Origin of the sequence: Blastopirellula retiformator, from assembly GCF_007859755.1 — a bacterium.
Taxonomy (GTDB): Bacteria; Planctomycetota; Planctomycetia; order Pirellulales; family Pirellulaceae; genus Blastopirellula; species Blastopirellula retiformator.
The window spans coordinates 675,091-686,961 of record NZ_SJPF01000004.1 but is presented as its reverse complement, the minus strand read 5'-3'; the positions used below and the strand labels follow the sequence as shown (position 1 = coordinate 686,961).

The following is an 11,871-nucleotide window of genomic DNA, read 5'->3' as shown; positions in this document are numbered from 1 at the left end:
AGCTATGCTTTTCGCTTCCAGGGGGGAAGGCGGAAGGTATTGGGTTGAGGAAACAGGAAACTACTTGCCGGCTTGGGCCGCTTCCTTGGCGGCTCGCAGCTGCTCCAGTCGGCTGAGCGGCTTGGGCGGAGCTTCCTTTTTCGCCTCTTCTTTTTTCTTGGGTTCTTCTTTCTTGGGCGCTTCCACGACTTTCGGCCGCGGCTTGTCGACCCGGATTTCGCCCGATCCCAGCGTGTGCGTGATCGGCTCGTCGTTCTTCATGATGATCGCGCGAGCCATGATCGACTTGTGACGCCCCTGTTTGGTTTCGGGGGTCGCTTTGACGGTGAAGACCGCTTGCGTCGAATCTTTGGTGATCTCGATCTTCTCGGCAGTGGCGCCATTGGGAAGGCCCAGCAGTTCGACTTCAGCCGGACCGTCAAAGTCAATCTTCTTGGTCACTTCGATGACGTATTGCAGGTCGGTCCCCTGCTCCATCGCCGTCTTGGCAAAGGCGAAGTCGAAGAAACGATCCGAGATGCTGAGCGTCGCGAACGGCGTCGCCACTTCGACGGCGCCCGACTTGTAGCCGGCGCGGCCAATGACGCAGATCTTCCAGTCGCCGATTTCAGCGCCGCCATTGGCGGTCAGCGGAATCTCGGCCTCGTCTTTCCCTTTCTCGATTTTGATCGAACGGGACGAGCCGATGCCGGATGGGTTGTAGAGCATGCGGAGCGAGATGTCGGCGTCGAACCCTTCCTCGCGAATCGCTTTGACCTTCAGCGACATCGAGCCGTTACGAACGATCGGCGCCTTGGGCTCGATGATCTCGAGCTTGAAGGGGACCTTTTCGGTGACCGCCAGCGTCATGCGATCGGCGTTGTGCCCCCAAACGTCGGAGTTGTTCCGGCCGCGGACCAGCAACGTGCGCTGGTTGATGCCGCCGGTGACGTTCACTTTTTCGTCGACCGGCTTGGCGGTGACGTTGACCAGCGCGCCGGCCAGCTTGGCGTCGGCCTTCGCTTTGAACAGGACGGGGACGGTCGTTTGATTCCCCTTCATCTCCAAGATTTCGTATTCAACGCCCTCGGGAAGATCGCTCAGTTCGGTCTTCAGGTCGCCCCCCCAGTTCTCGCGTTTGGCGCTCAACAACAACGCGTAGTGGTTGTCTTGCGGCACTTCGGCGACATGGGAGAAGTAACGACGTTTTTCGGGAATGCCCATCGTCAGCGCGGGGGCGACGGGGGTCACTTCGACGCGGTAGATGAAGTCGGGGCCACCCTTCGACAGGTGATCAATGACGCGGACGAAGTACTCGCCATCTTCCGGAACCTTCAGGCGATAGTAACTGTCAGGTCCGCCAGAGTCGTCGTTGCCGCCCACGCTGCCGCCTTTCGCGTTGTAAACGTTGAGGACCGGATCAAGCGGAGAACGGAGCGGTTCGCGGGCATAGACGCGAACGTCGTAGTTTTCCCCCTTCTTGGCGGTGAACTTGAAGTAGTCGACATCTCCCTTGTCGCTGATCACGCCGTTGGCGGCGCCGGGCGCTTCCATGGCGGTCGCCTTGGTGCGGTCGTCATTCGGTTCGGCTTCCAGGGCGCTTGGAATATCGATCACTCGCATGCGGTTGGGTGAAGGAGCGATTCCTTGTTCGGTTTGGGCGAAGAACTCAAAGACGCCGGGGGCGTCGGGAAGCTTGACGCGGGTCTTGGTTTCGCCGCCGATATCGCCGACCAGCGTGATTTCGACTTCTTCGCCGGGGCGACCGCCAGCGGGATAGACTCCCAGCGGGCGAGGAAATTCGCCAACGTGCAGGCGATAACTCGCCGCGCCGTTGCCGCCATAGCTGCTCTCACGAACTTGCACGATGTAGCGGCCGTCAGCCGGGGCGATCAGCGAGCAGGTGCAGTCTTGATAAAGCAACGGCGAGTCGTCGCTGCGGGCCAGTTCAAAGCGTTGTTCGTTCAAAATCGCCACGTAGGGATCGTAGTTGGTCCGGCCGATTCGCAGCCCTTCCAACTCGGCGACGATGCGCTGTCCCTTTTTCACCTCGACGACAAAGAAGTCTTCGTCCTCGTTTTGCACGACGCCGTTGACGACCACGTTCATGTCGATCGCTTGCGGCTCGGCGAAATCGCTGTTCGGCTCTTTCTCTTGAATCTCCGGCATCGCGCCAACGTAGAACGTTCGCATGTTGGAGACGCCGGAATCGGTACGCAGGCGAATCGCATGCATGCCGAGTCGGCAGTTGGAATCGGCCACGATAACGGCGACCGCTTTCTTCGCTTTGTCTTTGTCTTCGACCGGCTTGATTTCTTTGAGCGACAGCCCAGGGGTGTAGAAGACCAGGTCGTTGAAGTCCTGCAGGCGATCGCCGCGCAGGTTGACTTCGATTTCGGTTCCGCGCTGCATGCCGACGGGCGAAATCGAGCTGAATTGAGGTTCGGCCGCAGAGAGGACGGAGGCCGAGACGAGGCAAATAGCGATCGCTAAAAGTCGATGGCGATTCATCTTCAACCTTCTGAAGGAGGATGTTCGCGATGGTAAAGGCGGGATTGGGGGGGAGGCGACGCCTCCAACTTCGCGGCGCGCCTGAGGAGCGAGAGCACACGCCGGGATGCGAAACTCAGCATAATCACGCGGCGAGGCGACTTTGCAGAGTCCGCCGCGCCGACATGTTTCTTGATCAACCACGCCGGCAGGCCGTAACGGTTAGGCCAGCGAGTCGGATTATTAGGCCAACAGGCCTTTGACGACCTTACCGCCGTCGACGATTTCGATCGGACGATCGCCGGGGGCCATCAGTTCTTTGTCGGCGACGATGCCCATCAGGTGGTACATCGTGGTGGCCAGGTCTTGCGGCGAGACCGGATCGGTTTCCGGTTCGCTGGCCGTCGCGTTGGACGAACCGTAGATCTGACCCCCTTGGATGCCGCCGCCGGCCAGGGCGACGCTGAAAACCTTCGGCCAGTGGTCGCGACCGGCGTCTTTGTTGACCTTCGGCGTACGACCAAATTCGGAGGAGACCATGACCAAGGTTTCGTCCAACAGGCCGTTGCGATCGAGGTCGCGGATCAGCGTGGCGTAGGCCTGATCGAAGTCGGGCATCGTGCGACGCATGCTGGTGCTGATGTTGTTGTGCATGTCCCAGCCGCCATAGGTCAATGTGACCATGCGGACGCCGGCGGCGACCAGACGACGGGCCATCAACATTCGCTGACCGGCCTGATTGCGACCATACTCGTCGCGGACCTTGGCGTCTTCGGCGTCGATGTTGAACGCTTCGCGAGCTTCCGGAGCGCTGATCAGGCTATAAGCGCGATCGTAGAACGTATCCATCGCGACGACCGCGTCCGATTCGTTCTTGTGTTTGAAGTAGTCGTTGACCGCATCCAGGGCCGAACGGCGACGCGAGAACCGATTCTCGTCGACGTTGCCCGGCAGGCTCAGGTCGCGGACCTTGAAGCCGCCCGAGGCCGGATCGCTGCCCAAGCTGAACGGAGCGAACGACGAGCTGAGGTAACCGGTGCCGGCGAATTCGTTCGGCTGCTTCGGAATGCAGACGTACGGCGGCAGGTTGTTTTGCGGACCGTACTCGTGGCTGATGACCGAGCCGAAGCAGGGATAGTTCAGCGCCGGGCTCGGCTTGTAGCCAGTGAACATGTTGTGCGTGCCGCGTTCGTGGGCCGCTTCGCCGTGGCTCAACGAGCGAACGACGGCGATCTTGTCAGCAACCTGCGCGGTTTTCTTCAGGGTCTCGCTGAAGTATTCGCCGGTGTTCGTCTTCACGGTACCCATTTCGCCGCGATACTCGATCGGCGAGTACGGCTTGGGATCGAACGACTCTTGCTGAGCCATACCACCCGGCAGGTAGATATGGATGACGCTCTTCGCCTTGGCGGCGATGTTGTCGTATTGTTTCAGTTCAGCGCGGGCCTCACGGAGGCGGAACATGTCGCTGAGCGTCAGCCCAAGACCGCCGATAGCGCCAATCGTTAGCGCGTTACGTCGGCTTAGCAGATTTCCCTTGCATTGCATCGGATGCTCTCCTGATGTGGTGGGCACATGGGTACGGTGTGATATGGCGCGGGTCGGAAAGATGGTTTCGCGAAAAAAACCGTTAATCAGGCGATTTTGCGATTGCTAGGAATATCGAAATGTCTTTTCGAAGGACGCAAGGGGAAAAAGACGTCCGATCATCCCTGGTGGTTAGCTGGTGAACCGAAATGCCATCTTCGGCTGCGGAGTTGTTTAGGCAGGGCCGGATGGTGTTATCCGGTAAGTTGGCGGGGTCGCTCGAGAATCGAAACTAAAGTGCGACTTGCAACCAAAGTTTCGGCCTCAAGGGACGTAAGAGAAGAAGATAACCGTCTTCGCCCGAATTGTCAAAGTAATTCCGACTCTTTACCGGGTTTCCCAAAACGACTGGGCGTCGTCGTAAGTTGTTTATGAGAAAAGATTTGTGTTGATCGATCGCTTTCGGTTGACGCGGTCTTGTATCAAATTCTTCGTTTCTGCACCCATTTTTGGAAGCCTGAACGCGAAATTCAATGATATCACGTGGCGCCTACTCGCTCAGGGAAGGTTGCTAGCAACTACGAGAACTGATCGCGGATGACGACTTCGTCCGCTTCCAACTGGCCCGGCTTCGGCCAGGCAGGCGTCACCGCTTTGCCGACAGTGATCATGTATCCCAGAACATGGTCTTCCGGCAGGCGGATTACCTCGGCTACTTTGGCCGGATCATAGCCCACCATCGGGCAGCTGTCGTAACCCATCGCTTTGGCGGCCAGCATGATCGTTTGCCCAGCAATGCCGACGCTCCGCATCGCTTCGTCCCGCTGCAACTGCTCATTTCCCTCGTACAGATTGAAGAGCATGCCGGCCAGCTTTTTGCCGACATCCGGCGGCGAGTTCCGCCAATACCGCTCTGGCTCGAGCGCATGGGCCCTGAGATGGGCGCACAGAACGACCACGATTGACGCTTCTTCGACCTGAGCCTGGCCGTATGCGGCGGCCCGTAGTTGCTGACGGACCGCTTTGTCGCGAACGACGACAAACCGCCAGTTCTGCATGTTGAACGAGGTGGGAGATTGCAGAGCCGCATCCATCAGTTTGCGGATTTCCTCGTCGCTCATTTCGTGCGTCGGATCGTAATGTTTGATCGAGCGTCGCTGGTAGATTGCGTCAAAAGTGTCCATGTCTGCCTTGAAATCGTACGATTCGAGAGAAAGCGTCCGTCCCTCGTATTGTACCGTAGAGGCAAATTCCGCTACGCCCCTTGGCGATTGGCTAGCGAAGTTTGCCGGTTTACATCATGCTAGAATCAAGTCTCGTCGTTTCTTTCCCCTAGCGGAGCATCATCTGCCGGCATGTTCAGCGAGATCCGTTTCGATAGTCCGTGGTACTTTCTCCTGTTGCTGTTGATCCCGATCGTGATCCATCTGGGGCGGAAGTCGCTGTCGGTGATGACCCGCTCGCGCGGGGCCGCCGCCATTCTGTTGCGGGCCTTTATTCTTCTGTTGCTGATCGCCGCCCTGGCCGAAACGCAGACGTTGCAGCGACACGACCGCATGACGGTCATCTACCTGCTCGATCAATCGCAAAGCATCCCCAGCGGCCAACGCCAGGCGATGGTCGAATATGTCGTCCGCGAAGTTGACGAGCATCGGCGGGAAGCACAAGGAGACCGCGTTGGCGTGATCGTGTTTGGCGATCAGCCGGCGATCGAGTTTCCCCCGACTGACGCCCCGCTGCCGCCCCTGAAACGACTCTCCTCATTAGCGACGGTCGAAACGGACGAAACCAATCTGGCCGGCGCACTTCAACTGGCCCAGGCCTCGCTACAGTCCGACTCGGCCGGGCGAATCGTAATCGTCTCGGACGGCAACGAAACGGTTGGCGACGCATTGCCGATCGCGCGCAGTCTGGCTGCCAACGGCGTGGGAATCGATGTGGCGCCGATTTTCGCGCCCCCCTCCTCGGCCGAAGTGATCGTCGAGAAGCTGACGACGCCCGAAACCGCTCGCGTGGGGCAAACGTTTCAGGCTAGCGTCGTTCTCACCAACGAAACGCCGGAAGGGGGCGAAGCGCGAACGGCGGAAGGCAAGCTCTCGCTGGTGCGTCGAGCCGGCGCCGAGGAAGTCGTGCTGGCCGAACAAGAAGTGACGCTGCCCCCGGGCAAGAAGGTCTTCTCGTTTGAAAACGAGCTGAGCGAGGCGAACTTCTACACCTACCAGGTCCGCTTCACGCCCAAGAACAAACAAGACGACCTGCTGTCGCAAAACAACGAAGCGACGTCGTTCGTCAACGCCCATGGCAAAGGGCGGATTCTCTTGATCGAAGACTGGGAGCGAACCGGCCAGTTTTCGCACTTGATCGAACGCCTGAAACGGCAAGAGCTGGAAGTCGACGTCCAGCCGAGCAATCAACTCTTTTCGTCGATGGCCGACCTGCAGCCGTACGACTGCGTTATCTTGGCCGACGTGCCCCGGGCGAGCGGAACGACCGGCGAAGAGATCACGAGCTTTAGCGATCGTCAGATTGATCTGCTAGTCCGCAACACGCAGCAACTGGGTTGCGGTCTGGTGATCCTGGGCGGGCCTAGCAGTTTTGGCGCCGGCGGCTGGGCGAATACCAAGCTTGAGGAAGCGTCGCCGGTTCGCTTTGCCATTCGCGATGCAAAGGTCGTCCCAGTCGGGGCCTTGATGCTGGTGCTCGACAAGTCGGGCTCGATGCAGGGCGAAAAGATGCAGATGACGCAAGGCGCGGCATTGGCCGCAATTCGAGCCATGGGAGGCGCCGACTTCGCCGGCATCGTCGGTTTCGATTCCCGGGCACAACGCGTCGTGCCGATTCGCAAGGTCGACAACCCCGGCATCTTCGCCGCGCAGGTGCGCAAGCTTAGCGCCTCGGGCGGCACGAACATGACGCCCGGCGTGGCGCTCGGTTTCCGCGATCTGCAGAACGTCGAAGCGGGCGTGAAGCACATGATCGTCCTTTCCGACGGGCAAACCGAACCAGGGAACGTGACGCAGATCGCCTCGGACATGCGAAAGATGGGCATGACCGTCAGTTCGGTCGCCGTCGGCGCCGACGCCGATCAGAAGCTGATGTCGACGGTGGCTCGCAATGGCGGCGGCAAGTTCTATGCGGTGAACAACCCAAAAGCGATTCCGCGGATCTTCATGCGAGAAGCGCGCCGCGTCGCTCAGCCGCTGGTGAAGGAAGTGCCCGGCATGGAGCCGGCTCTCTATTCGTCGCATGAAATCTTGCAAGGCATCGACGGAATGCCGACGTTTGACGGATTCGTCATGACGACGGTGAAGGATAGCCCGCTGGTCGAGGTCGGGCTGATCGCACCGGTGCCGAAAGAGCATCCCGAAAATGCAACGCTGTTGGCCAGCTGGCAATATGGCTTGGGGCGGACGGTCGTCTTCTCGAGCGACGCGGGAGCTCGATGGACCAATCGTTGGACCGAGTGGGATGGCTACGACAAGTTCTTTCTGCAGATGATCCGCTACGCGATGCGTCCGGCCGGCGATCAGGGAGACTTCGCCGTCGCGACCGAAGAGGCGGACGGGCAGGTGCGGGTCATCGTCTCGGCCCTTGATCCGGCCAAAGAGGGCGCCAACTTCTTGAACGTCGTCGGCGCGGCTGTCACGCCGGGGATGGACTCCGAAAACTTCTCGCTGACGCAGACGTCGCCAGGACGCTACGAAGGAACGTTCCCAGCTCGCGAGTCAGGCAGCTACTTCCTCTCGATCGCCACCGGGCCTGGCAGTCCGATCCTGCGGACCGGCGTTAACATCAGCTACTCGGCCGAGTATCTGCGTCGCCCCACCAATCTGCATCTGCTCGAGCAACTGGCGGGCAACGTCCCCAAAGGAGGCGAACCGGGCAAGGTGATCGCCGACGCGACGACCACGCAAGATCTGGCCTCGCAAATCGACACCTTCCGCCGCGGCTTGCCCGACGCGATCAGCCTGCAGCAAGCCTGGCCGTGGGTGTTGGTCTTGGCGGCGACGGCGTTTGTGGGCGACGTCGCCTTTCGCCGTATCACGATTGGCTGGGAGTGGCTGATTGCGGTGTGGCGTTGGATTGGTCTCAAGTTGCGGAAAGAAGACAAGGGAGACGACGGGCGGCTCGAGCGACTTCGCGCCACCAAAAAGAAGATGGCCGAAGGTTATCAAGCCAACGCTCGGTTCGAAGCGCCGGAACCGGTCGAGTCTGAGTCGACGCCAAGCGGCTCGCAGTCGTCCGAATCGAGCGGCGCTCAACTAGGCGATGGCGACACTTCCTTGGCCGGCGGCCGAATGGGAGGCGAAGACTACGTTTCGCGACTGTTGAAGGCGAAACGAGACGCCCGAAAAGAGAGCGATTCGTCTGGCGATCAGCCCAGCTCTGAGGACGACGACTTCTTCTCCTAAGTGACGAGCTTCTAGAGCGTTTTTCTGATAGCTGTAGCGTTTCTGGCGTTGGTGAGGCAAGCTGGTCAAGGCGACCGAAGCAGGCGAATCCTCAAGATTCGTCGATGCAGGTCAACATCGACCAGCGCGGCCGCAACCAGCCACAACGCTAAAGATTGAAGAAAACCGCTCTAGTAGTAGAGCTTGCGGCAAAGCCACGAGTGCGAGAGCTCGGGCGTGACGAGCGAGTCGTTCTGATCATACCGGCGGCAGAGCGCTTCGGCCGCAAGTCGACCGCTGCGAACCGCCCCTTCCATCGTCGCCGGCCAACCCGTCTTGGTCCAATCGCCGGCCAAATACAATCCGGTCACCGGCGTCGCTTGCGGCGGTCGAATCGCTTCTAGCCCCGGCGCCGCCGAAAAGACCGCTTGCCGTTGCGTCAGCACGCGGGCCAACAGCGGCGACGCGGCCGCTGGCCAAAGCTCCGACAATTCGCGGGTGACAATTTCGATGGTCGCCTGCTGATCGCCGCTGGGCAAGTTGTACGACGCGCTTATGACGACCTGATAGTAGAACGCCGGCGTCTCGCCATTGTGCGGCGATTTCCCCTCGCCATGGGCGAACAACCACTGGCTGGTGCGATCGAGCAGCACCGCATGCGGCAGGTCGGTAATCGGCTGTGGGTACCACAGGTGGACGCTGGTGATCGGCGCGTGAGTGAACTTGTCGACGCGAGCCAGATCAGGAACCTTCTCAAACAGTCGTGGCGCCAAGACCGCTTTCACGCGGCGTCCGGGGGTCGCCATCACGACGTTGTCAAAATGAAGCGTCTCTTCATCTTTGACCGAAACGCTAAAGCCGCTGCCGACCGATTTGCGAAAGACCTCGTCGACCGGCGACTCTAGCTCGATGCGGACGCCCCGATCGAACAGCGCCCGGGCGATACCTTCTTCGTAAATCCGCCCCAGCGGCGCGGCCGGCACATGCAAGTCGGCCGAATGACGATGCGCGAGAAACCCGTCGATCATCACCTTCCGCGCGGCGGCGACCGACGTCTTCTCGATCGAGTCTCCCAAAGCGCTGACCAAGATCACTTCCCAAAAACGCTTGATGGCGGCGGGCGATTGATTTCGTTCGCGTAGCCACGGGCCAACGTGCAGCGCTTCGGCCTGCTCTTCGGTCAACTGCGCCATGCGGCGCAGCGCCGTCCCGATGTCCAGTCGCTCTCCCAGCGTCAAATAGCCTTGTCGTAAAAACGCCGGCGCTAAGTGCAACGGCGCCGGAAAGGCTTCGACCGGCGCGAACGGATAAACCTTCCCCCGGGCGTCGATGTAGTGCAGTTTGCGGTCACGGCGGAAAAGCTGGGCGACGCCCGTTTGCTGGCAGAAGTCAAGGAAGTTGGTGCAGCAGCCCATCGCCACATGCTGGCAGTGATCAAAGAGCTGCCCAGTCGATTCATCGCAAAACGAACCGGCCCGGCCGCCGAGATAACGCCGCGACTCAAACAGCGTGACCAGCATGCCGCTGCGCGACAGCGCTTCGGCGGCCGCCAGGCCTGCTAAACCGCCGCCGACGATCGCTACCGAAGGTCTGGGCTTTGTTGCTTTTCTCTTGCCGGTTTTCATCCGCGCGCGACCGTCGTCGAAGTGGTGAAGTCAAACAGTTGGGCCAACATCAAGGAAGTGACGATTCGCATCTTCTTCCAATAGCCGACCGAGATCCGCTTCCGCAACACGGCGGTCGGGTCGCGCTCGATCCGGACGAGCAAGTCGCGATAGGTGCTGAACATCGCCGGAAAAATCTTTCGTCCGTCCGCATGCAGCAGGCCATGCAATGGCTCTGCCGCCGCATAGAACTCCCCTGCCCTGTCGATCTGGAACTGCATCAACTCGGCGAAGCCGTCGACCGCTTTGCCGGCGGCAAAATCATCAACCGTCACGCCAAACCGCGCCATCTCGTCTTGCGGCAAGTAGAGCCGTCCCACTTCCGCGTCTTCGTGCAGGTCTCGCAAAATGTTCGTCCACTGAAACGCGTACCCGCACGCCAGCGCCGGCTCGATCGCGGCTTCTCCCTCAAATCCCCACACATGCAAACAGGCCAAGCCAACTGCCGCGGCCACTTGATAGCAATACTGCTGCGACTCGGCAAACGTCGGAAACGGCGTCGGCGTCAGGTCGCGCTCGACGCCATCGATTACCGCGGTCATGTACTCAACCGGAATCTCGTATCGCTGGATCGTGTCGGCGACCGCCAGCAATCGGGCGTCGCTTGGCGTTTCGCCCGCCAGCGTGGCGTGAAGCGCTTGGCGCCACTCGGCCAGCGCTGCGGTCTTTTGCGGAAGATCGCCCGGCTGATCGCCCAGGTCGTCGGTGTGCCGCATGAACGCATACAACGCGTACATCGCCATCCGCTTGTCAGGCGGCAGCAGCATGAACGACATCACAAAGTTGGAGCCGGAACGCTTCGCCGCCAAGCGGCAACAGGCGTAGCTGTCGGTCAGGGCGCTCTTCATACCGCCGCCTCCTGACCGGCAGCGGCCGAGGAAGCAGCGCTGCGCGAAAACCTGCGCCGCGTCCAGCAACCCAACAGTAGCTGCAGCTTTCGCCACTTGCCGACCGTGGGGCGACTTTGCAGGACGTCGAACTTCTGACGGCGGATCGCCTGACAGATCGCCAGGCCGCCGGCCAGGAAAAGTTCGACATCGAGTCGTAATGCTGGCGCGATCATGCCGATTAGCGGTCGCCCTCGCTTGAGGTAGCTTTCGGCTCGCTCCACTTCAAATTCCAGCAGCTGACGGAACTCGGGCGTCGCTCGGTCGGCGGCGATCATCGCTTCGGTGACGCCAAAATTTTGGCGATGTTCCTGCGGCAGGTAGATTCGTCCGATTTCCCAGTCACGGCGGACGTCTTGCCAGAAGTTGGCCAGTTGCAGCCCGGTGCAAATCGAATCGGAGAGCTCTCGCGTCTCGGGGCGAAACGATCGCCCCAGGTAGAGAACTAGATGTCCGACCGGATTGGCCGAGTTTTCGCAGTAATGCAGCAGTTGCTGGTGCGAAGCGTACCGTTTGGCCCGCTGATCCTGCTCAAACGCCGTCAGCAGGTTGGCGAAAGGATCGATCGGGATCTGAAACTGGTGGATCGTCTCGCCCAAAGCGACAAAAACGGGGTGCCTGGCCTTTCCTGCGTAACAGGCGGCCAGTTCGGCTCGCCACCAGGCTAGCAGCTCCAGGCTCCGCTGGTCGTCTCCCACTTCGTCGGCCAAATCGTCCGACCAGCGGCAATAGGCGTAAATATGGGCAAAATGAGGGCGTAACTCCCGCGGCAACAGCCAACTAGCGACGGTAAAGTTCTCGTAGTGACTCTTGGTCAGCTGTTGGCAATAATCGGTCGCCGCCGCGAGCGAATAAGGCTCGTGCGCAGAATCGGGACCAAATTTTTCCAGCTGGCGCTCGAATTGAGAGTCGGGCACGCGTTACATCCGTCTT

The 11,871-nt window shown here is 60.3% G+C and carries 7 protein-coding genes; 1 reads left to right on the top strand and 6 read right to left on the bottom strand.

Features of this window, described 5'->3' with window-relative positions; all coding sequences use genetic code 11:
- Window positions 1-60: 60 nt before the first annotated feature.
- From Enr8_RS18655 to Enr8_RS18645, 3 genes are all read right to left on the bottom strand, one after another.
- Window positions 61-2,490 (bottom strand): PPC domain-containing protein, encoded by a 2,430-nt coding sequence (locus Enr8_RS18655; protein WP_146434372.1) that lies wholly within the window; start codon window positions 2,488-2,490, stop codon window positions 61-63.
- 222 nt (window positions 2,491-2,712) lie between these two features.
- Window positions 2,713-4,017, bottom strand: coding sequence for a DUF1501 domain-containing protein (locus Enr8_RS18650; protein ID WP_146434369.1), 1,305 nt, complete (start codon window positions 4,015-4,017; stop codon window positions 2,713-2,715).
- 557 nt (window positions 4,018-4,574) lie between these two features.
- A complete protein-coding gene (locus Enr8_RS18645) occupies window positions 4,575-5,180 on the bottom strand; it encodes a nitroreductase family protein (protein ID WP_146434367.1) in 606 nt (201 codons plus the stop codon).
- A gap of 171 nt (window positions 5,181-5,351) precedes the next feature.
- Here Enr8_RS18645 and Enr8_RS18640 point away from each other — a divergent pair, with 171 nt between their 5' ends.
- Complete coding sequence (locus Enr8_RS18640) at window positions 5,352-8,408, top strand: VWA domain-containing protein (protein ID WP_146434365.1); 3,057 nt, start codon at window positions 5,352-5,354, stop codon at window positions 8,406-8,408.
- Between the two features lie 170 nt (window positions 8,409-8,578).
- On the opposite strand, the gene hpnE is transcribed toward Enr8_RS18640, so the two are convergent.
- The 3 genes from hpnE to hpnC are packed head-to-tail and all read right to left on the bottom strand — an operon-like array spanning window position 8,579 to window position 11,855.
- Window positions 8,579-10,012, bottom strand: a complete 1,434-nt coding sequence (hpnE, locus tag Enr8_RS18635; protein WP_146434363.1) for a hydroxysqualene dehydroxylase HpnE — start codon at window positions 10,010-10,012, stop codon at window positions 8,579-8,581.
- Window positions 10,009-10,899 carry a phytoene/squalene synthase family protein gene (locus tag Enr8_RS18630; RefSeq protein WP_146434361.1) on the bottom strand — a complete coding sequence of 297 codons (891 nt, stop codon included), beginning with the start codon at window positions 10,897-10,899 and terminating at the stop codon, window positions 10,009-10,011. Before Enr8_RS18630 ends, hpnE begins: the two co-directional genes overlap by 4 nt.
- Window positions 10,896-11,855, bottom strand: coding sequence for a squalene synthase HpnC (hpnC, locus tag Enr8_RS18625; RefSeq protein ID WP_146434359.1), 960 nt, complete (start codon window positions 11,853-11,855; stop codon window positions 10,896-10,898). The genes Enr8_RS18630 and hpnC overlap by 4 nt, the downstream gene beginning before the upstream one ends.
- Window positions 11,856-11,871: the final 16 nt, after the last annotated feature.